Annotated in this window: 21 protein-coding genes; 8 read left to right on the top strand and 13 right to left on the bottom strand. The window is 52.9% G+C overall.

Features of this window, described 5'->3' with window-relative positions; translation table 11 throughout:
- Window positions 1-90 precede the first annotated feature (90 nt).
- Window positions 91-951 (top strand): CYTH domain-containing protein, encoded by an 861-nt coding sequence (locus tag K5L82_RS00415; RefSeq protein ID WP_133006524.1) that lies wholly within the window; start codon window positions 91-93, stop codon window positions 949-951.
- Here K5L82_RS00415 and mgtE read toward each other — a convergent pair.
- Window positions 944-2299 carry a magnesium transporter gene (mgtE, locus tag K5L82_RS00410; RefSeq protein ID WP_223132788.1) on the bottom strand — a complete coding sequence of 452 codons (1356 nt, stop codon included), beginning with the start codon at window positions 2297-2299 and terminating at the stop codon, window positions 944-946. The genes K5L82_RS00415 and mgtE overlap by 8 nt on opposite strands.
- An 11-nt stretch (window positions 2300-2310) precedes the next feature.
- Window positions 2311-3468, bottom strand: coding sequence for a potassium channel family protein (locus K5L82_RS00405; protein WP_133006522.1), 1158 nt, complete (start codon window positions 3466-3468; stop codon window positions 2311-2313).
- A gap of 80 nt (window positions 3469-3548) precedes the next feature.
- Here K5L82_RS00405 and glnE point away from each other — a divergent pair, with 80 nt between their 5' ends.
- From glnE to K5L82_RS00390, 3 genes are all read left to right on the top strand, one after another.
- Entirely contained in the window at window positions 3549-6443 is a 2895-nt protein-coding gene (gene glnE, locus K5L82_RS00400; protein ID WP_223132787.1) for a bifunctional [glutamate--ammonia ligase]-adenylyl-L-tyrosine phosphorylase/[glutamate--ammonia-ligase] adenylyltransferase, read from the top strand.
- Between the two features lie 81 nt (window positions 6444-6524).
- Window positions 6525-7451 carry a branched-chain amino acid transaminase gene (locus K5L82_RS00395; protein WP_223132786.1) on the top strand — a complete coding sequence of 309 codons (927 nt, stop codon included), beginning with the start codon at window positions 6525-6527 and terminating at the stop codon, window positions 7449-7451.
- A gap of 90 nt (window positions 7452-7541) precedes the next feature.
- A complete protein-coding gene (locus tag K5L82_RS00390) occupies window positions 7542-7949 on the top strand; it encodes a DUF6165 family protein (RefSeq protein WP_133006519.1) in 408 nt (135 codons plus the stop codon).
- Between the two features lie 80 nt (window positions 7950-8029).
- Here K5L82_RS00390 and K5L82_RS00385 read toward each other — a convergent pair whose 3' ends face one another.
- Entirely contained in the window at window positions 8030-9061 is a 1032-nt protein-coding gene (locus K5L82_RS00385) for a glycosyltransferase family 9 protein (RefSeq protein ID WP_133007622.1), read from the bottom strand.
- A 145-nt stretch (window positions 9062-9206) separates the two neighbouring features.
- On the opposite strand from K5L82_RS00385, the gene K5L82_RS00380 reads away from it, so the two are divergent.
- Genes K5L82_RS00380 through K5L82_RS00370 form a run of 3 tightly spaced genes read left to right on the top strand, consistent with a single transcriptional unit; the run spans window position 9207 to window position 11442 of the window.
- Window positions 9207-9938 carry a 3-deoxy-D-manno-octulosonic acid kinase gene (locus tag K5L82_RS00380; RefSeq protein ID WP_223132785.1) on the top strand — a complete coding sequence of 244 codons (732 nt, stop codon included), beginning with the start codon at window positions 9207-9209 and terminating at the stop codon, window positions 9936-9938.
- Window positions 9939-9967: 29 nt separating this feature from the next.
- Window positions 9968-10666 carry a lipopolysaccharide kinase InaA family protein gene (locus tag K5L82_RS00375; protein WP_223132784.1) on the top strand — a complete coding sequence of 233 codons (699 nt, stop codon included), beginning with the start codon at window positions 9968-9970 and terminating at the stop codon, window positions 10664-10666.
- Window positions 10666-11442, top strand: coding sequence for a glycosyltransferase family 25 protein (locus K5L82_RS00370; RefSeq protein ID WP_223132783.1), 777 nt, complete (start codon window positions 10666-10668; stop codon window positions 11440-11442). Before K5L82_RS00375 ends, K5L82_RS00370 begins: the two co-directional genes overlap by 1 nt.
- Window positions 11443-11448: 6 nt before the next feature.
- Here K5L82_RS00370 and K5L82_RS00365 read toward each other — a convergent pair whose 3' ends face one another.
- Window positions 11449-12669: an O-antigen ligase family protein gene (locus K5L82_RS00365; protein ID WP_223132782.1), complete on the bottom strand. Its 1221-nt coding sequence runs from the start codon at window positions 12667-12669 to the stop codon at window positions 11449-11451.
- Between the two features lie 168 nt (window positions 12670-12837).
- Between K5L82_RS00365 and K5L82_RS00360 the strand changes: the two genes are divergently transcribed.
- Complete coding sequence (locus K5L82_RS00360; RefSeq protein ID WP_223132781.1) at window positions 12838-13713, top strand: glycosyltransferase family 2 protein; 876 nt, start codon at window positions 12838-12840, stop codon at window positions 13711-13713.
- On the opposite strand, the gene K5L82_RS00355 is transcribed toward K5L82_RS00360, so the two are convergent.
- The 9 genes from K5L82_RS00355 to K5L82_RS00315 all read right to left on the bottom strand — a co-directional run bounded on the left by K5L82_RS00355 (window position 13714) and on the right by K5L82_RS00315 (window position 22564).
- Window positions 13714-14526: a hypothetical protein gene (locus K5L82_RS00355; RefSeq protein ID WP_223132780.1), complete on the bottom strand. Its 813-nt coding sequence runs from the start codon at window positions 14524-14526 to the stop codon at window positions 13714-13716.
- A gap of 8 nt (window positions 14527-14534) precedes the next feature.
- Entirely contained in the window at window positions 14535-15365 is an 831-nt protein-coding gene (locus K5L82_RS00350; RefSeq protein WP_223132779.1) for a glycosyltransferase, read from the bottom strand.
- Window positions 15366-15394: 29 nt separating this feature from the next.
- Complete coding sequence (locus tag K5L82_RS00345; RefSeq protein ID WP_223132778.1) at window positions 15395-16234, bottom strand: glycosyltransferase family 2 protein; 840 nt, start codon at window positions 16232-16234, stop codon at window positions 15395-15397.
- 106 nt (window positions 16235-16340) lie between these two features.
- Window positions 16341-17249 (bottom strand): lysophospholipid acyltransferase family protein, encoded by a 909-nt coding sequence (locus K5L82_RS00340; protein WP_223132777.1) that lies wholly within the window; start codon window positions 17247-17249, stop codon window positions 16341-16343.
- On the bottom strand, window positions 17246-18667 hold the full coding sequence (locus K5L82_RS00335) for a mannose-1-phosphate guanylyltransferase/mannose-6-phosphate isomerase (protein ID WP_223132776.1): 1422 nt from the start codon (window positions 18665-18667) through the stop codon (window positions 17246-17248). Before K5L82_RS00335 ends, K5L82_RS00340 begins: the two co-directional genes overlap by 4 nt.
- An 84-nt stretch (window positions 18668-18751) precedes the next feature.
- Window positions 18752-19474, bottom strand: coding sequence for a PhoP regulatory network YrbL family protein (locus K5L82_RS00330; protein ID WP_262492447.1), 723 nt, complete (start codon window positions 19472-19474; stop codon window positions 18752-18754).
- Complete coding sequence (locus K5L82_RS00325) at window positions 19471-20490, bottom strand: glycosyltransferase (RefSeq protein ID WP_223132775.1); 1020 nt, start codon at window positions 20488-20490, stop codon at window positions 19471-19473. Before K5L82_RS00325 ends, K5L82_RS00330 begins: the two co-directional genes overlap by 4 nt.
- Window positions 20487-21605, bottom strand: a complete 1119-nt coding sequence (locus tag K5L82_RS00320; protein ID WP_223132774.1) for a glycosyltransferase family 4 protein — start codon at window positions 21603-21605, stop codon at window positions 20487-20489. The genes K5L82_RS00325 and K5L82_RS00320 overlap by 4 nt, the downstream gene beginning before the upstream one ends.
- A complete protein-coding gene (locus tag K5L82_RS00315) occupies window positions 21602-22564 on the bottom strand; it encodes a mitochondrial fission ELM1 family protein (protein WP_223132773.1) in 963 nt (320 codons plus the stop codon). The genes K5L82_RS00320 and K5L82_RS00315 overlap by 4 nt, the downstream gene beginning before the upstream one ends.
- Window position 22565: the final 1 nt, after the last annotated feature.

The following is a 22565-nucleotide window of genomic DNA, read 5'->3' as shown; positions in this document are numbered from 1 at the left end:
AACCAGCTAATCCAGTAGTATCGAAAACCGGTGACTTAGGTCACCGGTTTTTGTATTTTTAGCCCCCCACAAGTTCTTTAGGAACCCCCTATGGCCACGGAGCTCGAAATCAAACTTACCCTGTCTGAGCAATCCCAGGCTGAAGCGTTGGCATGGCTGTTGGCCCAACCGGAAGCCTCTGAAGGCCCGAGAAAGTTGTTGGTGAACCGCTATTACGACACCCCAGCTGCAGCGCTGAATCATGCCCGAGCGGCACTACGTGTGCGTGAGGTTGGCGGTCAGTACATACAAACTCTGAAAACCCAAGGCGAGTTTGTTGACGGGGCTCATCGGCGGGAAGAATGGGAATGGGAGATCCCGAGTGCAGATTTGGATATGTCCTTACTCGAACAAACCCCGCTGAACGATCAATTGGATCTGTCCGAGTTGAAGCTGGCGTTTGAAACCAACTTCACCCGCCAGATCGTCATGTTGAGTACCGTTGATTCAGTGATTGAGGTGGCAGTCGATTTTGGAGAAATTGCAGGCGGAGGTGGTGCCAGGCCATTGCACGAAGTGGAATTTGAATTGAAGTCTGGTAACTCTGAATCATTGATGATCGGGGCGGCAGCACTGGCCCGAGAGGTTCCGGTATTCCTTAATTTGGTGAGTAAAGCAGAGCAGGGCTATCACTTGGCGGGCATTCATCGGCCAACTGTTGGTCAAAACGCCGGCGTACTATCGGTGACGGAGTTTCTGCACCAGTTAAGTCTAACCTGGTTGTTACGTGAGCCCGTGGTCTTTTCGACGGAGTCTTTGTCAGAGGTGCAAGAATTGGCTATTGAGGTTGGCCTTCAGGAAGTGTGGGATCAGCTTATGCCTGAATTGATCCGCGGTTGCCATGTTGCCGATATGGTTCAAAACATTCCCCGCATGGGCGAGCTGCAGCTCGCGATCGCCTCCGCTAGCTGATACCGAGAAGGGCGGTAGCAATGCTGAAGTAGATCAGCACTCCGCTCACGTCTGCGATGGTAGTAATCAGCGGAGTGCTGGCCGTGGCCGGGTCAAACTTCAGTTTGTCGAGCAAGAAAGGCAGCAACATGCCGATCAGGCTGCCTACCATCACCACCACAATCATCGTCACCGCAACAACGGTTGCAATTTCTGGCCCTGCCCGCAGCAGTCCTACCACCATCACGGCCGCGGCCATGGTCAAGCCAAGACCGGTGGCTACCAAAGTTTCTTTGCCCAGCAAACGTCCCCAATCCTTGACGGTTACATCGCCGGTGGCCATGCCGCGCACCATCAAGGTGGCTGACTGGGCACCGGCGTTACCCGCGCTGGCAACCAACAAAGGCATAAAAAACAGCAAGGCGATGTGCTCTGAGATAATGCCTTCAAAGTACGCGATGCCTGCCCCCGTGAATATATTGGCGAATACGAGAATGACTAGCCATTGCACGCGAGAGCGGTAGAGCGAAAACGGCGAGGCATCTCGCAAGGTGCCGGTGAGCTTTCCCACGGTGGCACCTTTGTGCATATCTTCTGTCGCTTCGGCTTCAGCTGCGTCCATCGCGTCATCGTAGGTGACAATGCCGACCAATCGGTTGTCGTGGTCGATAATGGGTAAGGCCAGCAAATCGTACCTGGATATAAGGCGAGCCACCTCTTCTTGAGGCGTGTCTGTCTTGGCGGTCACAAGCCCTGTAGCAATCAGAGCGTTCACCGAAGCGCTGGGTGTGGCCGTGATCAGGTTTCTGAGCGATACGGCGCCTAACAGCGTATGACTCCCGTCCACCACATAAGCGTGGTAAATGGTTTCTTTATCGGGGGCGGTTTTGCGAAGTAAATCAATGGCGGTACTGGCGTTTACTCCCGTGTTAATCGTGGCGTAATCGGAACTCATTAAGGCGCCGGCAGTGCCTTCTTCGAAACTGGCCAGGCGCAGCAGGTCTTCCCGTTCTTTGCTAGCGAGCGATTGAAACAAGCTGTGCTGTTGCTGTTCGTCCAGTAGTTGGAAGAAATCGGCTCGCTCATCCGAGGGCATCGCCGTGACCAGTTCAGTCAGGCTTCGGGTCGGAAGCTGCTGGGCGATGAGCGTCTGGGTGGTTGGTCCAATGTACCCCAGTACCTTGCCGCCTTGTTCCTTTGACAGGGCTCCAAGCAGGCGAATGCCCACGTCGGCTTCCGGATGCGCTTCGATGAAGTCTGCTAAATCGGCGGCGTTGAACGTGGATGCCGCGATCTGCATATGGCTGTCATCGTTCGCGGCGAGCGCCGTAAATAAAGGTCGGAAGAACTCAACATCCTGAACTGACATGGATGATCCCGTTATTTCTGTTCGTTATTTTCGGTGCCGTTGTCTTGTAGCGCCCGCCATTTTTTGAGGAACTCTCGATAGCGATCTAATGCCTCTTCCACCACAGTCACCGTTGGCGTGTCGCTGGAGCTTACCAGCACGATCAACCCTTTGCCTTCCACTTCTTTGTTCGAGGCGGGGTGGCAGGTCACTTCGTTGTCGTGATCGATATACGCCAAGGCGGTTCCAATACCGTGGCGGACGAGAGCGCTGACGATATCGGCCCAAGTCAGGTCGTCCAATTCGAGTTCATAGCGGTGAGGGTGGTCGCGTTCGTAATTGAACATATCCTCCAGCACCTTTTCGGAGCCGGGAGCGACAACGGCCCGTACCATGATTTCCGGGTAAGTGCGCACGGGGCGGATAACGGTGCGCACGCCGAGTGTTTTGAAGCGCTCTCGATTGATGTCGCTGACGCATTCGGCGGTGGTTCGATTGCCCAGGTTGGATTCGGTCAACCGATGGGAAATGTCGAACGTCAGGCTATCAGAGAAAGCGTCGGTCTCATCCGCAGCGAGCACTATGATGTGTTTGGCATCGCCCGCGTGAACGGCCTTGAGTGCTTCGGGGTCATTCCCGGCGCCATGAAAGTGCACCATGCCGCAGTCCCTCAACTCTGCGGGTAAGCCACCTGGGAACTGACGCGTCAACAGTATGATCGGAACGGTGTGGTATTCGGGGATAGAGCGAATTTGCGAAGCGAAGCGCATGAAATACTGTTCGCCTCCGCTGCGGGGGGTGTTAATGATTACGATGTGGTCTTTCATGTTGTAGATCCAGCGTCCAGTCAGGATTCGTTCGCGGCGGTAAAAACGGTATTCAATGTAGTCACTAACGATCAATGTCAGCAAAGTGATTGACGAAATAAACATCAGCAGTACCGTGCTGATGCGTCCAACAACGGTTACCGGTGCAAAGTCGCCGTAGCCAACCGTGACCAGGGTCGTCATGGTCAGCCACGCGGATTCAAACAGAGTTAGGGGTTCGAATGTCCAGAGAATCAGAATGTGAGTACACGTTAGCGCCGCGAGAGCCAGGAACAGGCGCTTGACCCGTTGGCGAATTAGCCCGCCCATGGGCAGGTGCGACTGAGTGTGCTCCGGATTTAGCGGTCGCTTATTTCTCATCATGAATGTCGGGGCCTGTTCAGTCCTTGGCGAGTTCGTTATACAGTACTTGGAATATATCAGAGAGATAAGGGAGTTGCGTTATGTCTGAGCCTTGGGAATCGCTACCGGCAGCGCTTGCTGATGACGTATCGGCTTGCTGGTCGTCGACATTTCCAGACGGTGTGCCCGATTGGCTGGCCGTGGTACCCGAGGCGGATATTGCAGAAGCGGTGGCGCGTAGTGTGTTTTTGCGCCAGACGCTCCAGCGCCACCCTGACTGCATGCAAGAGGTGTTCGCTAATCGCCCTATGACCGAGCCTACCACCGAGGCGTGGCTAGCAGAGCGATGGGCCAGTTATCTGAATGCAGTGGAGGTAGAGTCAGATCTACACAGCGCTTTGCGCCGTTTTCGCCGTGAGGTGCAATTTCGCATCATCTGGCGGGACTTGATGGGGTGGGCAGATCTTAATGAAACCATGCTGGCCACCAGTACGTTTGCTGATGTCTGTATTGATGGGGCGCTGGATTGGCTCTACACCAGAGCGTGTAATGAATTTGGCACGCCATGGGGTAAAGATCCCGTAACCGGAGACGAGTCTCCCCAGCGCATGGTTGTGCTGGGGATGGGGAAGCTCGGTGGTCGAGAGCTGAATGTGTCCTCGGATATTGATCTGATTTTTGCCTTTCCTTCCAATGGCGAGACCCAAGGCGGTCGCCGCGCGCTGGACAATCAGCAGTTCTTCATTCGCCTGGGGCAGCGGTTGATTCAGGCGCTGGATCAGATCACTGCCGATGGTTTTGTGTTTCGGGTTGACATGCGCCTGCGGCCTTATGGCCAAAGCGGTGCATTGGCGCTGAGTTTTGCAGCGCTGGAAACCTACTATCAGGATCAGGGCCGTGATTGGGAGCGCTACGCCATGGTAAAGGCTCGGGTTGTCGCCGGTGATCAGCGTGCAGGGGCTGTTCTGATTGAGAGCTTGCGGCCGTTTGTGTACCGCAAATACATCGATTTCAGTGCCTTCGAGTCGCTTCGCAATATGAAAGCGATGATTGTCCGGGAAGTGCGTCGTAAGGGGTTGGAAGACAACATCAAGCTGGGCAGTGGTGGTATCCGCGAGATCGAATTTGTGGTGCAAGCGTTCCAGTTGATACGCGGTGGACGAGACCGAGAACTACAGCAGCGGGAATTACTGAATATTCTCAAAGAGTTGGAAGAGTTGGAGCTGTTACCTTCAGTCGTGGTGAAGGAGCTTCGCGAAGCCTATGTATTTTTGAGAAATATCGAGCATGCCCTGCAAGGAGTGGAAGACAAGCAGACGCAAACCTTGCCGGACAACCCTCTGTGCCAGGCCCGAATCGCACGCATTATGGGGTTTGATGATTGGTTCGCTTGTGAGTCGGCGTTAGCCAGCCACCGGGAGAGAGTCGCACTGCATTTTGCCAACATCATCGCGACTGAAGACGAAGAGGGTGAAGGCGAAGCTGCCGTGGACGATGGCTGGTTTGAGCTGTGGTTATCAGAAATGGATGAGCCTGCGGCTATCGAGTGGCTGGCGGCGCAAGGTTATGAAAACCCGGAGGGCAGTTATAAATTACTTGCGGCCTTGCATAACGGCCGTACCGTGCAAACGATGCAGACGCAAGGTCGTAAGCGCCTGAATCAGTTCATGCCTCTGCTGTTGAGTGCGCTGACAGAGGTGGAGAATGCCTCGGAAACCCTGGAGCGGGTGTTGCTGTTGGTTGAGGCCATTCTGCGCCGGACCGCCTACATGGTCTTGCTGGTGGAGAATCGCAACGCATTGACGCAATTAGTCGGCCTGTGTAGTGAAAGCCCGTGGATTGCCAAGTTGCTGGCTGATACACCACTGCTGCTGGATGAATTGTTGAACGCCGAGAGTCTATATAGCCCGCCGGCTAAAGAGGCGTTGCAGGATGACTTGCGACAACAAATGCTGCGCATCCCCTACGAAGATCTAGAAGAGCAGATGGAATCTCTTCGACACTTTAAAAAAGCGCATACGTTACGAGTGGCCGCCTCGGAGATTAAAGGCACCTTACCGCTGATGAAGGTGAGCGATTACCTGACCTGGATTGCCGAGGTGGTGCTGGACCACGCAGTGGATGTGGCTTTCTCGAATCTGGTGAGCCGGCACGGCCGCCCGCAACGTGTTGACGGCACGGCCTGTGATATTGATTTCGCTATTTTGGGCTACGGCAAGCTGGGCGGCATCGAGATGGGGTATACCTCGGATTTGGATTTGGTGTTTGTACACCAGTCTGACCCGCTCTTGACGACCGACGGCGACAAGCCGATCGATAATGCTATCTTCTACACCCGCCTTGGCCAGCGTATTGTGCACATCCTAAGCACGCAAACCCCATCCGGCCAACTGTACGAAGTGGATATGCGATTGCGGCCTTCGGGTAATTCTGGGCTGCTGGTCAGTACACTTCAGTCGTTTGAGAAATATCAGCAGAATGATGCCTGGACCTGGGAACATCAGGCTTTGGCTCGCGCGCGGGGTGTGGCGGGTTGTCGCGACACCTTGGCAGCCTTTGAACGCGTTCGGCATGATATTTTGTGTGCCGAGCGTGACAAGCTCGCGCTGCGGAAAGAGGTTGTAGATATGCGTGAGAAAATGCGCGCCAACCTTGGTACGGCAGAGTCGAAAAGGGCCGAGGAGTTTCATGTCAAACATGACTTCGGTGGCATTGTGGACATCGAGTTCATGGTGCAGTACCTGATGCTGGCCTGGAGTGGTGAGCATCCGGAGTTGACTCAGTGGAGCGATAACATTCGACAGCTGGAAGAGTTGGGGCGTGCTGGTGTGCTGGACGTGATGGATACCGAGAAGTTGCGAGAGGCTTATATTGTCTTGCGGTCAACGATTCACCGGCGGGCGCTGCAGAACCTGAGCAGCCGGGTGGAAGGGGAGCGGTTTGTGGATGAGCGTGGATATATCGAAGAGATGTGGAAAAAAGTTATGCTTGATTAGCAAGCTAAATTTATTTCTGGCCGGTATTCCTGCTAGAATGCGAGTTCCCCGAAAATCGCTTTTTTTAGGAGCAGAAAAGAAATGTCGATGGCTGATCGCGATGGCGTTATCTGGCTGGATGGTGAAATGGTTGAATGGCGCGAAGCCAAGACCCACGTCCTTACCCATACCTTGCACTACGGCCTCGGCTGTTTTGAAGGGGTGCGAGCCTACAATACCGCCAATGGCCCGGCGATTTTCCGCCTGAAAGAGCACACCGACCGTCTGTTTCGCTCGGCTCATATCCTGAACATGAAAATGCCGTTCAGCAAAGACGAGATCAACGAAGCCCAGCGTGCCGCCGTACGTGAAAACAATCTGGACGAAGCCTACCTGCGCCCTATGGTGTTCTTGGGCTCTGAAGGCATGGGTCTTCGTGCCGATAACCTCAAGGTACATGTGATGGTTGCCGCCTGGAGCTGGCCTTCCTACATGTCCCCTGAAGCCAAAGAAGTGGGCATCAAGGTGCGTACCTCTTCTTACACTCGCCACCACGTCAACATCACGATGTGTAAGGCGAAGGCCAACGGTAACTACATCAACTCCATGTTGGCATTGAATGAAGCCATCTCCGGCGGTGCGGAAGAAGCGTTGTTGCTGGACAACGAAGGTTATGTAGCGGAAGGTTCCGGCGAGAATATTTTCATCGTCCGTGACGGTGTGTTGCACACGCCTGAGCTGACCTCTTGCCTGGAAGGTATTACCCGAGCCACCATCATCGATTTCGCTAAAGAACTTGGCCTGCAGGTGAAAGAGCGGCGCATTACTCGTGACGAAGTGTACGTTGCGGAAGAGGCCTTCTTTACTGGCACGGCGGCTGAGGTTCTGCCGATTCGCGAGCTGGATGGTCGCGCAATTGGTGAAGGTAAGCGAGGCCCGATCACTGAAAAGCTCCAAAGCATGTATTTTGAAGCGGTTAAGGGTAAGCTGGCTCAGCATTCTGAGTGGCTGACTCACGTTAAAGGTTAAGGCAGCAGTTAGCTATTCCAAAGTGGCCGCCGGTGCTTTTAGTTCCGGCGGCTTCGCTGTATTGAATTCACGGAAAAACAGGGCAAGACAATGGCAGACGTAATTAAGGTACCGGTTTCTTTCGGTGAAGTGTTGGACAAAATCACGATCCTTGAGATCAAATCCGAACGCATAAAAGACGAAGCGAAAGTCAAAAATGTGCGTTTGGAGCTGAATGAGTTGGGCGCAACTTGGGATGAGGCAGTAAAGGATAAGGCGGCCGAAATTGCGGATCTGCGAAAGCAGCTTAAAGCGGTTAACGAAGAGCTTTGGGTAATCGAAGACGACATTCGCGACGAAGAAGCGGATCAAAACTTCGGCCCGCGTTTTATTGAACTCGCTCGTGCTGTCTACGTGACCAACGACAAACGTGCGGCCATCAAAAAAGAAGTGAACCTGGCGCTAGGCTCACGCTTTGTTGAAGAAAAGTCTTATCAGGATTACACCGCACGCAAGTAAGATGGATGATAGTGCGGTTTGCTGAAGCTTCTAAACGTCGATTGGTTCGACCGTATTCGGAAGCTTCAGCGTATTTTAGTTCAGTTTTTTTCGGTCACCCAGCGATCCAACATTTCAGCTGCGTCTTTGACCGACACCAGTTCCATCGCCCCTTCGAATTCTGCCTTGGCGCCCCAGCGCGCTTCTTCCACGGTTTTATCGGTAAACTTTTGCAGCGCTTCCGGGTAGCGATTAACGCACCATTTCAGCGAATTGTAGGGCCCTGAGCGATTGGGGTTACTGGCGGCGAAAATGCCTAAGACATCGGTGTTCACCGAGCTGGCGATGTGGGCGGGGCCGGTATCCGGTGCAACCACAAGGTCGGCCTCACTCATTAAAGCCGTGAGCTGCTTCAGAGTGTCTTTGCCGCAAATGTTGTCCGCTTTTTGCTTCATGGCGCTTTCGATGGCGGTGCAGTACTCGGCTTCAAAAGGCGCAGGACTACCCACCAGAATGACCTTCATGCCGTACGTTTCGATAGCGTAGTCTGCAAGCTGCGCGTAGCGCTCGGCTGGCCAATTCCTTAACGTGTGGCTGGCGCAGGGACTGATGATCAGGTTCTTTCGGTCAGCCGCCAAGTGGCTGCGAGCAAATTCGTGATCCGCATCTGTCAGAGGGATGTGCCACCGGGGAGGGGCTGCCTTGAGTCCCAACGGCTCAAGGAAACTTGCCAGGCAATCCCTGACGTGTTGCTGGGGCGCGGGAGCAATACGCTTGTTGATGAACAAACTGTGCAAGTCTTTACTGCGGGCTTTGTCGTAGCCGACTTTGATCTTGGCCGGAATCAACGCTGCGGCGAGGTTTGCTCGCAGCGCGACCTGCATGTGCAGCAAGGCATCGAACTTGCGATCTTTCATCTGTTTTCGCAGGTCCGCATAGCCTTGACGGCCGGTTTTCTTGTCGAAGATGATGAACTCGACCCCTGGCAAATCGCCAATGAGCTTGGCTTCGATTTTGCCAATGACCCACGTGATATGAACGCCGGGGAGTTGCTCTTGAAGGCTAAGAACAACCGGGATGACGTGAGTGACGTCGCCGATGGCGGATAGGCGGAGGATACAGATGGATTTCATCGAATTAAGAGCCATTTACGAATCTTTTACAGCAGGATGTGGAGCCCAGAAGGGCTCGTTGGTAAACTGATCGCCAGTTTAGCCTAATGAGCTATCAACGTCTTTATCTGGCTCCGGTCAGTGCCAGCCTCGGAGAAAATAGTTTGTGAACTCTGCCACGAGCCGAATTACTCCTCCTGATCAGCTAAAGCTAGTGGTTGCTGAAGCCTTTCACGGTGTTACTGAAGCATGGTTTTATCCCGACTACTGGGGTGACCGTTCAGAACCTGTCTCCTCTGGGGGCAGAGGGGGGGCTTGGTTTATTCGCCGAGATTCAGACAATCTTGTTCTTCGACACTACCGTCGGGGCGGGCTTATGTCCCGCCTTTCTAAGGTAACCTACTTTTTTACAGGTTTTGAGCGTGCGAGATCGGTGGCGGAGCATCGACTGCTCGAACGATTGTATGCTGCGGGCTTGCCCGTGCCGGAGCCTGTTGCTGCGATTGTCTGGCGGCGTCGTTGGTTTTGGTATCAGGCGGCCATTTTGATTAAACGTATACCCGGTGCTGTAACCTTTGCTGACTGTGCGTCGATCACTCGTGAGGATCTATGGAGAAAGTTGGGTAGAGTAATACGTCAGTTTCACGATCATGGTTTGGATCATGTGGACCTGAATTGTGACAATATCTTGGTGGCGGACGAGCGTATTTATCTGATTGACTTCGATCGATGCAGGCTAGTGGAACCGACTGAAAAAGGGCCAGATTCTCCGTGGCGCCAGAGGAATCTAAGTCGCTTACGTCGTTCTGTTGAGAAACGATGTGTGCATCTAAGCGATAGAGAGCGACAAGCGAACTGGGACGTTCTGCTTCATGCCTATGAGCATGAAGAACGTTAATTTGATGTTTTAGAGCGCAATTTTTACTGATGGCCACTATCGAGTTTAAAGAAGAACTTCACTCCAATATTCGACGCACCCGCATTACTTATCGTGCCTTGGTTGATGGGCAGGAAGTTGCGATCAAATGCTATCGAAAGCCGTTGTTTGGATTGATTCATTGGTTGAGAGCACTACGGCGAGGAAAGAAAATCCGGCGAGCAGGTGGGCCGGTGCCGGGTATTGTATATGCTGGGTGGGTTCAGAAACTTCAGTGTTTTGGTTTTGCTACTGAATTCCTCTCGGGATATAGATCAATGCGTGAGGTTCTTAGGTCAGCCTACGAGCAAAATGATCAAGCTCGCGTCTTAGAGCTTTTGCACCTTTTAGGGCGCTGTGTAGCTGATCTCCATAAGTTAGGGATTGAGCAACTCGACTGCAATTTGACCAATTACCTGATAAATGCCGATGACGTTATCCGAATGGTGGACGAGGATGATGTGCGGCTGCACCCGCGAGGTCTGAGTGAATCGCTGGCGCTTACGAATTTGGCCAATTTGGGGGCGAGGCTTCCACCCGAAGATTTGCCGCGGATCTTGCACGCATCATACTTGGATGCTTGGGGGGCAAGTCCGGGGGGATTAAGGTCTGATCCCGAAAGTTTTAAACAGCGGGTCTTTGAGAAAAAGCAAATGTTACGCATCAAGCGTGCCGCCAGAGATGCGGCACCCGATCGAGAGTTTGATTGATGAAAAGCACACCGATATTTTTGGTCTCCATGAAAGGGGACTCTGCTCGTCGCGAGCGCTTAGAGAAAAGTTTTCCTGAGCTTTACTCCTCCATGACTTTGGTAGAGGCAGTGGATGGCCGAAAACTAGGGGCCCAAGACTATTTCCGCTACGCGTCAAGCGCAATGGTAAATCATCGTCGGATACTCGCGCCGGCCGAGGTGGGCTGTAGTTTAAGTCATATAAAGGCACTTGAGTTATTTCTACAAACTGAAGCTGAGCGAGCCGTTATCCTTGAGGACGATGTGATCGGAGACGATGGATCTTTAACGGAATCCATCGAAGATCTGTGGGCCATTCCTGCTGATGGTTTGATTATCTTTGGTGGCCAAGAAGGTCTGCCTTCCAGGAAGTACATAGTCGGCAAAGGGGCCGGGCGAGATAATGTATATGCGCTCCCCCCGTACTCAAATGCTCACGTACTTCGTACCTGCTGTTATGGCATAACTCGATCAAGCGCTGAACGTATTTTGGCGACCCAAAGAGAGTCGTTAAAACTGGCCGATGCTTGGGGGATGTTTTTTGTCACGGAAGCGGACGGGGTCATTCACTTTAGCAACCGGCTGGCGCACCCAGAAGATCGAAATGAAAGCTATATTGAAAGTAGTCGTGCAGGTCTGAGTGAGAAAGCTGAGAAAGGTTTTGCTAACTACTTAAAGAAGCGCCGATTAAGGTTGAAGCGAAAGTTCGGCGCCGCTCGCTGCAAGCTCGCTGGGTACAGGCGAGTTGTGCCGTAAACGTTGTTAGCGCTGTGATTCGGTTTTCAGGCTAAACAGTGCTATCGATGACAACACGAAAAGGTTGATCGTCACAGGGTGGTTGAACGGGACGTCAGTGAGTGATGCTACGGTATACAGAACTGTCATTCCTCCGATGCTGCCAAGCACTAATGGCGTGTCGCGATAATATTTTGCCGCGAGCGCCAAGGGCAAGCCAAGTAAGAGCAATAAAGCTAGCAACCCGGGAACTCCCTGCTTAACGAGAGTGTCCAGAAATTGGTTGTGATAGTGGTAGGGCGCGTAGGCTGCTGCTTTTTGGTCAACCAATCCCTGGGCCGCTAAATCTTGATAGACAGACTTGTGACCCTCCCCGAGTCCGGTAAGTGGCTCCATCGTCGCCATTACGGATGCCGCCTCCCAAAACTGTAGGCGTAGCCCGATTGAGCTGGTTTTGTTTCCAGACGCAATGAGAGACAGCTCTGTTACCGTGAGATTGATGCGGTCTTCAAAAATGTGCGCGCCAAGTGCAGTGATGAGAGTGAGTGTAGCCACCGTTGCAGCGAGCGCCGTTTTTCTGAGTTTTTTTCTGCCGCAAAGATAATAGATTGTCACAGTGCATAGGATCGCCGCGGCTGGAAGAACAACTCCTCGAGTCCCGGTCATTGCAGTCGCTGAAAAGAGAAGCAGAGTGACTACCCAAGCGGATAATGTGACGGGTAGTTTTCGGGATGTCACTGCTAAAAAGAGAGAGCTGACCATTACGGTAGCGAGACCCGTCGCGTAAGGAATAGGGTTGTAATAAAGGTGCGTGCGAGGTATTCCTTCAATGAAGTACTGGTAGTAGCTTACGGTAACAAAACCTGCTGCTGCAATAAAAATGACTGCCAACCAAGCCCAGTAATTGAGCTTGAAAGCAGTTGATAGCCACGCAAAAATCGATAGTGCTGCAAGTGTTCTTAACTCTGAAATGCTGCCACCGTTAAGTAAGTAGCCAGTCCCACAAATTAGAGCGGATGCAGTGACGGCACTCGCAAAAAGATGTTTGGCACTATTTTCAGCCCTTTGGCTAGTTTTCCAAGCTTGTGACGCAATGAAAAAAACTAGAATGGCAAGAATAATGGCTGGAGAATATTTGTCACCATCCGGTATCCACCACATCACGGTCATGACGTAGACGAGCGGAGCAAAATTGATAATGTTTAGCCAGTCCGAGGCACGGAAAGCCTGTGGGGTGTGTTTGAACATGGATGGTTTCTTGAAAAGCTGGCGGCATGGTAAAGAATGCGTATCGTACCATGTTTGTGGTCTGATAGGCGGTTATGTTCTTTGTGTAATGCAGTATGCGGGCGCTGAACGCTAAAGCTTAATCAGATATACTTTTTCACTCGCGTAAACCCAATTGGCGAGAGAGCTATGCCTAAACTATCAATCATAATCCCTACTCATAACCGACCTGATCGGCTGAAAAAAGCGGTCGAATCGTCAGTGAAGCAGTCCTATGAGGATCTCGAAATAATCGTGGTGGATGATGGAAGTTGTCCCGCTGCTAATTACGAGAAAATGGGCTCCCAGGTTTTTGGGTTTCGTCATGAGTATGCTCGTGGTGTGTCCGCAGCTCGTAATACGGGGCTAGCGCAAGCGACCGGCGAGTACATTGCGTTCTTGGATGATGACGATGTGCTACACCCAGGCTATGCGGCAGCTATGATCGAATTTTTTGATTCGAATAAAGGTGAGATTGATTTTGCGTGGTCTTCATTAAGCGTTCACGATGAATCGTCCGGGAAAAGTACGGTAGCCCGTCAGCGGCCGTGCATGATTCGTCGGCAGTCCCGTTCTTCAGAGCTAGACTACGAAGCCGTGGCCTACGTAGGAGCTAGTGGGATGTGCTTTAGAGCCGAAGTCCTACGTCAATTTGAAGGGTTTGATGAATCGCTTACGGTGTCTGAGGATCGTGAGTTAGCGTTTAGGATGTTAAGTGGCGGGAGCGGCTGTGGCGCTATAACAACGCCTCTTGTTGACTGTTTTGTTCATGCGGGGCCTCGGCTGAGCACCAATGAGAACCTGCTTAAACAGGCCCAAAGTGACGCTTTGGTTGCGGATAGGCATTCGGACTTTATTGATCGTCATCCTAAGCTGGCCTCTCGTTACCTGAATTTGTTGGCAAGACGACAAAAAGATGCGGGACTAATAAAGGATTATAGGCGGACGCTTGTGCGGATTTTGCGTGTAAACCGGCTGGATGTTCGGGCTTTCAAGCGGCTGCTTCTATCAATGCTTCGCTTATAGCTAAAACGCTGCGAAACGCCGCTTCCTTTTCACATGATTATTCATGTAAAAATCCATCTTCTCGATAAAGAGTTGCAAGTTTCTGTTTGGCAATGCTTGGGAAAACCAATCTGCTACAAATCCTCGGTACTCAAGAGGGGTGAAGCGTTTAGTTATACTTCCCTTGTAGAAAAATCCGCAGCAAAAGCCCAGCGTATGTTCGATGGGGGCTTGACTGTTTAGCTTGGAAAACTCTAGATCGACCAGCCAGCATTTTTTCTGGTCATCAGAAATTAGGCAATTTCCAGCCCAAGGGTCTAAGTGAAGAAGGCCGTCGTCGATGGCCTGGCGGAATGTGTCGAGAGCCAAGCGTAATGCTATTTCGGAACTTTCCTCGTCGCGAGCAATCTCTTCAACGCTTTTGGTTTCGCTCAGAAATTCCGTTATCGAGAATATTCTGTCCGGCAAGCCGAAACGAGTTTTTGACCACCCGTATGCATACAGTTTTGGTATGTAAGGTTTCCCCTGCATCTGCAGAGCGGTATGGATTTCGGCGGTAGCCCATTCATATCGGCCATGGCGCTGAATTCCTAGTAGAGCCCTTACTCGCTGACTTGAGTACTTCAGCGCGTTTACTTTTAGTATGACGGGGCTGTAAGCACCTTTGCTCCATGGGACGCTAGCTTTGGGCTGTTCTCCATGGAGCATGTTTGCGATTGCTTCTTTCCAGCTGCCAGACTCCCTGTCTTCATTGGGCCAGTCGGTACGCTTAAAGGCTGTGATGCCGTGGCCCACATCAACTTGCTGAAACAGTGTGTCCCGTAAATATTGCATGTACCGATTTAAGCTCTGTCTAATGTCAGTTCGAAGTGCTCTGCAAGCTTGCACCATTGCTCTCGGTTACCATCTTCCCTGACGTTAGTCTTTTTCAGGGATACGGCCTGTGAGAATGGAATTGGCAGCGGCTTGCTCGTCTGGTAGGGAGAACGTCTGGATTTGGTACCGTTTACGGCGCTCATAGCCTTGAACCACAAATCGTCAGCTTTCGGTGATAGCTGTTTGAACAGTTCGCGCGATAGCGTTGACTCGGGGAGTGATTTTGGAGGATAGATAACGCCAGCATAACCTAGGGGGAGCGTGTTGGCATGCGATGCGCCCGGTTGTTCGTATGGCCATTTTTTATAAGGCCAAAGCTCCCCATCAGCCGCCGCCGTGATCAGTCGACACTGATTGCCGATAATCTCATTTGGAAACTCTTCGGCTGCTTTTAGGAGATTTTCCAACCAATCCCTAGGGTACATCAGGTCATCGTCACAGGTGACAATACGTCGATCTGGAAATTCAGAGAGGCTATAAATCAGTTTGGTATGGGGGCCCACGTCTTCGCAGAATCTAATGCTAAATATGTCGCCGGTTAATTTGAGCAATGGTTGAGGGATTTTCGGCTCGCAGTCTTTTCCAAGCCAGAGAACAATGCGCTCAGGCGTTACTGTCTGAGTAAGAATGCTTCGCACCGCCAAGTGCGCGTACTCAAGTCTCGATGCGATCGATGTAAACGAGATAACAACATCTTGGGCAGCGCTCTGAGAATGCCCACCTTTGATCTTCGTAGCAGGAAACGATTTCAGCTGAAGTGTGCGCCACAACGACGGTGGATATTCTTTAACTTTCATTCTCAGAACCTTTGATCAGAGGCTTGTACTTATTTAGGGGCTGTTGGTCGGTCGTTTGCGATGCCGTTTTCCGCCCAGAAGGTTTTATTGTCTTTCACCGCTTTTCGGATAGCCCGGTTTTTAGCCCAGATCTCGGGCTTGGAATAGCCACGAGCGTGATCGAGGTGAAGGCAAACCGTGCTGTAGCGTATCTGCTGAGATTTGTGGCCGTAGTTCCAGAGGCGCTCGCCGAGTTCGCGATCCAAACCACCGTACTGCATGTCTTCATTGAATCCGTTAACGGCAATCAAATCCTGAGTCCAGGTAGAGCTGTTCATGCCATTCCAGCTTGCAGCGGCAGGGGTGATGCGGTTCATGAAATTACGGAATCCCGTTGAAGGGGAAAGTTTCCACAATTTGTGATTCTTCGGCTGCCCGTGAGTCACCAGCCAGTCCTGCTTGAATATAACACCGGAGCGGATGTCGTCATCGGCAATGGCTTCAGACACCGGCATGGTGAGCTTGATATAACCGCCCGACAAAAACAGCCCCGGCCTAGCAAGGTCGTGGTGAGTTTTTACGAAACCTGGCTCGGGTATGCAATCGCCATCGGTGAAAATCAGGTAGTCGCAACTCGTTTCACGAATGGCTTTGTTGAGGATTTGGCATTTCCGAAAACCGTCGTCCTCATGCCATACATGGTCGATCGCCAAAATGCCGCGCTCTTTAAAGCTATTGATCAACGCACGGGTTTCATCGGTGGAACCGTCGTCAGCAATGATCACCCGGAACTTAGTGAATGTCTGGCATTCATAACCCGTCAGTACTTTGCTCAGCCAGAGGGGAGAGTTGTAGGTGGTGATAACAACACCAATTGACGTTGGGGTCATAAAGTTCCAGTGTCCAAATGTTAGCGTGTAATAGAAAGTGGCTAGTATAACGCGGGTGCTGGTCAGATGCCTGTCTGTACTTGCTCAGATATTGGGCAATGGCAAGTCAGCGACAGATTTTGTCAGGGTAATACGGATTCGGGTTTCCAGGCGGCCGGTGCCGGAGCCTCTTATACTCCCATTGATACTGCTCAGGTGCCATTCGAACAACCTTCTCGACGGATTCGTTCAAGGCCGTTGCTGCGACAACTGGGTCTGCATCCCCGTTTCCGGGTGCGGCTTCTTCCACGATAATGCGGAAACCGTTGCTTTGAGGTAGTCGTTCGGCGAAGGCCACCAGTACGTTCGCGCCCGTTTTCAGTATCAGCTTGTTGACCAACGTCATCGTGCGCACTTCCATTCCGAAAAAAGGTGCGTAGGCGTTGGTTTTGCCACGTGGAGATTGGTCGGGAAGGATGCCGGCAACGCCGCCTTCTTTGAGAATACCCATTAGCCGGAGCAGTCCCCGGCGATCTCCTCGCACTAGCTCGGAGCCAACACGGCTTCGAACCCGGATCATATATTCCTCGAATTCTTTGATGTGTGGAGGGCTATAGAGCGAGGCCATTTTGTAGCGTGAGGAAAAAAGCAGGCCGATCAGCTCCCAGTTGCCAATGTGGGGAGCGAGCAGAATCAAACCTTTGTCTGAGGCCAGCGCTTCTTCTACCAACTCCAGCCCTCTGGTTTCCTTGATCAGCCCCAGGCATTTCTCAACCGGCCACTCCCACATCAGCGGAATTTCTGCGGCGGTCATGCCGGTGTGTGCCATGGAGTTTCTGGACAACAGGCGCTGTTCAGCAGAAGACAATTCCGGTAGGCAAATGCGAATGTTGGTGTCGGTCGTCTTGCGTGACCTGCCATTCATGGCCCAGCCAAGCAGACCAAGCCATTTACCGATAAATTGGGCGGCCCGCAAAGGCAAAAAACCCACGAGCCTCAAAAGGCCTGCGATCAGAAAGTACTTCAGTTTGCTCATGACCTGCCGTACCGGTCCTCGTAGCGCACGATGTCGTCTTCGCCCAAATAGGAGCCGGATTGAACCTCGATTAGTTCGAGGTCGATGACACCGGGATTTTCCAGCGAGTGGACTTGGCCAACCGGAATGAACGTGGACTGGTTTTCCGTAACCAAGTAAGTTTTTTCGCCGTTGGTCACCTTGGCGGTACCGCTTACCACGATCCAGTGTTCCGCACGGTGATGATGCATCTGAACGGAAAGCTTTGCGCCGGGCTTTACGGTGATGCGTTTGACTTGGTAACGCTCACCGCTGTCGATAGAGTCGTAAACGCCCCAAGGGCGGTAAACTTCCCGGTGATTAATGTGCTCGTTTCGACCGTCGCTCTTGAGTTGCTCGACGATCTTTTTAACGTCTTGGACCTTGTCTTTGTGGGCAACCAGCAGGGCATCTTTGGTTTCGATGATCACCAAGTCACTCACGCCGACGGTGGCGATCAATCGGTTTTCTGAGCGTGCCAGGGTGCTGGTGGTGTCGTGGGCAATCACATCACCCATAAAACTGTTGTCGTTTGCGTCTTTCTTGGACACATCCCACAGAGCCGACCAGGAACCGATGTCACTCCAGCCGGCATCCAATGCAACGACCGCCGCGTTTTGGGTTTTCTCCATCACCGCATAATCGATAGAGTCCTCAGGGCACTCTGCGAATACCGCTTCGTTAATGCGCGTGAAATGAAGGTCTTCGTTAGCATCCTCAACGGCTGCCTGGCAGATCGATAGAATCTCCGGGCGGTGCTTCTCAAGCTCGCTGAGATACTGACGGGCACCAAACATAAACATGCCGCTGTTCCACAGATAGTCGCCGGACGCCAGATAGTCTTGTGCCGTTGCCAAGTCCGGCTTTTCTACAAACCGGTCGACACCGTAACAGCTGTCTTCAAGCTCTTTGCCTTGTTTGATATATCCGTAGCCGGTTTCAGGATGGCTGGGAACAATGCCAAAGGTGACGAGCTTTCCCTGTCGCGCCAAAGGGATCGACTTCTGGATACCTTGCTGGAAAGCCGCGACATTCTGGATCAAATGGTCTGCCGCCAGTACCAACATTAGTGGGTCGTCTGCGCTGTTGTCGGTCGCCTTCACCAGTTGCAGGGCGGCAAGAGCAATGGCGGGTGCGGTATTGCGACCGCATGGCTCCAGGATAATCCGTGCATCGTTATAACCCGCCTGCCGCATTTGTTCGGCCGCCAGGAAACGGTGGTCTTCGTTGCAAATCAAAAGCGGGTCTGCCGACTCCATGCCGTCCAGCCGGGCCACAGTCAGTTGTAGCATCGACAAATGGTCGTCCGTCAGTTTGAGAAACTGCTTCGGATTTAGCTGCCTGGACAGTGGCCAAAGGCGAGAGCCGGTGCCGCCGGCCATGATGACGGGATGGATCATGATTGCACTCCGCGCAATTTACTGTTGGACTGTTCCGTTAACCTTCAAAGTGGGCATCATACTAACATGCTGGCCTTGTAGGGTTTATCTTAAGTGTTGGAAATCTTCCCAAGATAGGCCTTCATTGCTTTGTTCCCAGGCAAGCCTTGTCTTGAATCGTTCGATTTTTCGCTTGATGTAGCGCGAGCTCCATCCCGGCACCGAATCTAGTGTTTGCGGGATGGTCGGTGCGCCCAGGCCGTCGATCAGGAAAAGCCGCGGGTGGTCGAATTGGTCTGAAACAACCAAATTGTGAGGGAGCAGATTTCGGGTCAGGATTTTGGCCTGTGACAGCCAGACCAGAAATTCTTCGATGCCCAGGTTCAGATCGGGTGTCAGACCTTGTGTTTTGATCAGGTGCTCGAGTGTTGGCGCAACGCTACCGTCCATACAGCGTATCAGCTCGCTTTCATTGGCCATGCCTAAAGAGGTCTGAGTGCTACCATAGAACCGTGGCAGATGGGCCCAAACCAAAGCGTCATTGCCTTGTTTAAGAAGCTGCTGGATAGCACGTTGTTGGTGGGCTCGTATTTCCTGAGCGTTATCGTTGATCCGTCCTTTACCAAGGAGCCTCTTAACGGGTGATTGTCGTTCATATCGCGCGGTGATGTTTTCAGGCCGGATCACTTTCAGGCATCGGGTAGAATCCAGTGGGTGCCTGAAGCACTTGCGGTTAGAACCTTGAGCGAAGGGCAGTTGGTCAGATAAATCGAGCATAGGGCCAAGTGGTGAGTTGGGAATGCGGGTTGCTCCAGTATAGTCGGTCAATTATGGCTTCGCTCTGAAGCAAGCTTATTCAAAGCCTGTTGATAAACGGCGACTGTGTTGGTCGCCATGGCAGACAACGACAGCGTTTCGTTCGCGAAGGCTCGTGCGTTTAATTGGCTTGCGGTTACGGCCTGCAAGTCTTGGAGTAGGATCCTGCCAAATTCGGCTGGCTCACCGCCCGTGAAAATATGTTCGTTCGGCAAGACTTCATTGGCAATGGGCACATCGGTGGAAATTACCGGTTTGCCGAGCAAGAGAGCTTCCGCACAGACATAAGAGAACCCCTCTCGGTCTGAGCTGATCACGACACCATCGGCGCTGGCCATGAGTGCGGGAATGTCGGAACGAAAGCCTAAAAGCTGAATTTTGTCAGTTTGGCCTGTGGCGGCGATGCGCGTTTGCAAATGATGATGTTCCGGGCCGTCACCCGCGATCAGCAGCGTGCCGGGGCAAAACTGAAAGGCCTCGATCAATCGGTCAAATGCTTTGACCGGTGCGAGTCGCCCAACCGCCAGCCAGACGGGGAGGGCAGCATCCGGAGGGAGTGCCGCAGGAGCCTGGTGGATAACGGAGGTCCCGTTGTAAACCACAGTAACGTTTGGGTGATTGATGTCGCTTGCAAGCGCTTTGCTAACGGCGATCAGTTTATGGAAGGCACCGGCTTTGGGGTAGCGCGACTTGAAGCCGTGAATGCTGGCTACACGTGCGTGATTTTTTAGAAACGGTGCTAGCCGTTGCAACACAAACGCGGCTTTGGTGCCTTGGGCGTGTATAACCTGGTAACGCCCTTCCCGGATGATTTTTACGACTCTGAGCAACAACGAAAGGGAATTTCGTGACCGCTGTGCGTCCACGGGAATACCGTAAGAGCCTCCCATCGCATCCAGGTGCTGGGAGGCGGCCGCGACGGTTACTTGATGACCCTTGTCCGTGAGAGCGCAGGCCAATTCCCGGGTGTGCTTTTCTAGACCGCCAATGCCGGGGTTGTCTGAAAGCATCAACATCAAAACGTTCATCGCGGGCGAGTACTTTTCGCAGCGAGAACTTTTTCGTAAACCTCTAGCGTCCCCTCCGTTTGCGCCCGCAACAAAAACCGCTCGGGCAGCTCTACCTCATGCTTTGGTCGATCGAGCATTCTGAGAGTGGTGCGAGCGAAAGCCTCGGCATCGTCCGGTGTGACCAGCCCGTCCCGAAAACAAGCCTGCAAGGTTTCCGCCGCACCGCCGCGATTGTAAGCGACAACCGGGGTACCTGAAGCTAGTGCTTCTGTGACAGTGCGACCGAAGGGTTCTGGCTTGGTCGACATGTGACAAACGACATTCGCGAACAAATACAGGTTGGTCATGTCGTTGCGTTGACCAAGAAATGAAACATGATTGGTCAGGTTTAGCCGGCTTCGCTCAGTTTCCAGTTCCTGTAAAAAACGTTCCTTCCCGGGCTCCGCGCCACCCACGATGATGCCGTGGCAATCCGGACGTTCCTGCACCATGCTGGCCATGGCTTTCAGGAAGTCCAGCTGGCCTTTCCAGCGGGAAATTCGGCCCGGCATCATGATGATTTTTTTGTCCCTGAGCTGGGGGAATCGTGACAGCAAAATCTCGTGCCACTGCTCGTTGACCGCGCGCTGGCGGAAAGCTTCGATATCCACTCCGCGCTGGATCACGGTCAACTTTTGGTCCGGCACCTGAAAGTTTTTCTGAACGTAGTCGTTTACGCAGTTCGAAACCGCAATCACGTGATCCGCTTTGGCCATGACCGCGCTGTAGGGATTCACCGAGTACATGCCATGAAAGGTTGAAACGATGGCTGGCCGTTCGTCTGCCGGTAAAGACTTCAATGCCAGATTCACGATCCACGCAGGCATGCGGGACCGAACGTGCACGATGTCGGGTTTGAGGTTCTGCAACAGCTGTCGCATTGGTAAAATCTGGCCGAATGACGCGGGGGTTTTGCGGTGAATCGGCATGTAAAGGTGCGTGGACCCTTGGCCGCGCACCTGTTCAGCCATCGGGCCTCCGTTCGATACCACGAAGGACTCGTGGCCCCGTTTGACGAGCTCGGCTGCGAACTCCACGGTACCCCGCTCTACGCCGCCACTGTAGAGGGCTGGAAGCGCTTGAAGTATTCTCAATTCAACGACTCCTTGTTACTGCTCTTGGGCAAGTTCGCAAATCGGTTGATAAGCCAGCGCGCGGCGCGATCGGCTTCCCAAAGTCGCGCATGTCGCTCTCGATGCTCATGCATGACTTGATCACGATTTTGCCAGAATGAAACCCAGCCTTGCTCGGCAAGTCTGTCCACGCCTTTCGCGACTCGACTGTGACCTCGGGAAGGCAGGCTCAGCAAACCGGTGGGCACACCGGAGGTGGCAGCCTCGCAAACCATGGAAACGCTATCCGGCGTCACCCACACCGCTTTTGACCCCGCCAGTTGATGGTTCAGCCAGTTGTCATGAGAGCGATCATGATGAACGAAGGTGACCTTGGGGCCTTGCAGTTCGTCCAATTTGGTCGTGAGAGGGGCTGGCGTCCGACGAGAATCACTGATGGTCCATCGCCACTCGGGGTATCGTGCGATCAGATCTGTCACCTGGGAGAAAACGGCATCGTCGTCCCAGTCAAAGTGAGGGGAAGGGCCGCCCACTAAAATGAGCGCTTCCGGCTTTATGGTCAATTGAGCCATCGGGGTAACCGCGTTGATAACGCCTTCGGTGATGAGCGTTTTGCGTCCTGCTTTAACGTTGTCGTGGGCGGGAATAATCGCTGCATCTACCCAAGCAAGCGGGAAGGCAGGTTTCATCAGAACCACAGTGCGGACTTTTCGAAGACGGCGCAGCGCTAGTAATAGCCGGTGCGTACCAGCGCCTGCAGCAATAACCAAGGTAGGCGCAGGTGGCGGCGAATCCATAGCGGGTGCTATGCCAAGAAGAGCGCGCCAGAGCGGTACTGAATAATCTGCAGCGTTGAGCCAGTGAATGCTGGCGCCGGTGAGCACCCGTAAACGGTTGCCTAGCCCTTTTAGCTGATTTTTGTGCCCCGGCTTGTTATCGGTAATCAGCCAGATCGCCGGCGCCCGGGTTTCGGGATTCACG

Origin of the sequence: Marinobacter sp. AL4B (assembly GCF_019916045.1) — a bacterium.
GTDB lineage: Bacteria > Pseudomonadota > Gammaproteobacteria > Pseudomonadales > Oleiphilaceae > Marinobacter.
Note: the sequence above shows the minus strand (reverse complement) of the source record. Positions and strands in the feature narration are given on the sequence as shown.

Bases quoted from the DNA above. Each gene is read 5' to 3' on its own strand.
- K5L82_RS00325 (WP_223132775.1), bottom strand. From the start codon at position 20,490: ATGAACGTTTTGATGTTGATGCTTTCAGACAACCCCGGCATTGGCGGT.
- K5L82_RS00335 (WP_223132776.1), bottom strand. From the start codon at position 18,667: ATGATCCATCCCGTCATCATGGCCGGCGGCACCGGCTCTCGCCTTTGG.
- K5L82_RS00345 (WP_223132778.1), bottom strand. From the start codon at position 16,234: ATGACCCCAACGTCAATTGGTGTTGTTATCACCACCTACAACTCTCCC.
- K5L82_RS00355 (WP_223132780.1), bottom strand. From the start codon at position 14,526: ATGCAATATTTACGGGACACACTGTTTCAGCAAGTTGATGTGGGCCAC.
- K5L82_RS00385 (WP_133007622.1), bottom strand. From the start codon at position 9,061: ATGAAATCCATCTGTATCCTCCGCCTATCCGCCATCGGCGACGTCACT.
- mgtE (WP_223132788.1), bottom strand. From the start codon at position 2,299: ATGTCAGTTCAGGATGTTGAGTTCTTCCGACCTTTATTTACGGCGCTC.
- K5L82_RS00375 (WP_223132784.1), top strand. From the start codon at position 9,968: ATGGCCACTATCGAGTTTAAAGAAGAACTTCACTCCAATATTCGACGC.
- K5L82_RS00350 (WP_223132779.1), bottom strand. From the start codon at position 15,365: ATGAAAGTTAAAGAATATCCACCGTCGTTGTGGCGCACACTTCAGCTG.
- K5L82_RS00370 (WP_223132783.1), top strand. From the start codon at position 10,666: ATGAAAAGCACACCGATATTTTTGGTCTCCATGAAAGGGGACTCTGCT.
- K5L82_RS00395 (WP_223132786.1), top strand. From the start codon at position 6,525: ATGTCGATGGCTGATCGCGATGGCGTTATCTGGCTGGATGGTGAAATG.
- glnE (WP_223132787.1), top strand. From the start codon at position 3,549: ATGTCTGAGCCTTGGGAATCGCTACCGGCAGCGCTTGCTGATGACGTA.
- K5L82_RS00415 (WP_133006524.1), top strand. From the start codon at position 91: ATGGCCACGGAGCTCGAAATCAAACTTACCCTGTCTGAGCAATCCCAG.
- K5L82_RS00365 (WP_223132782.1), bottom strand. From the start codon at position 12,669: ATGTTCAAACACACCCCACAGGCTTTCCGTGCCTCGGACTGGCTAAAC.
- K5L82_RS00340 (WP_223132777.1), bottom strand. From the start codon at position 17,249: ATGAGCAAACTGAAGTACTTTCTGATCGCAGGCCTTTTGAGGCTCGTG.
- K5L82_RS00405 (WP_133006522.1), bottom strand. From the start codon at position 3,468: ATGATGAGAAATAAGCGACCGCTAAATCCGGAGCACACTCAGTCGCAC.
- K5L82_RS00390 (WP_133006519.1), top strand. From the start codon at position 7,542: ATGGCAGACGTAATTAAGGTACCGGTTTCTTTCGGTGAAGTGTTGGAC.
- K5L82_RS00360 (WP_223132781.1), top strand. From the start codon at position 12,838: ATGCCTAAACTATCAATCATAATCCCTACTCATAACCGACCTGATCGG.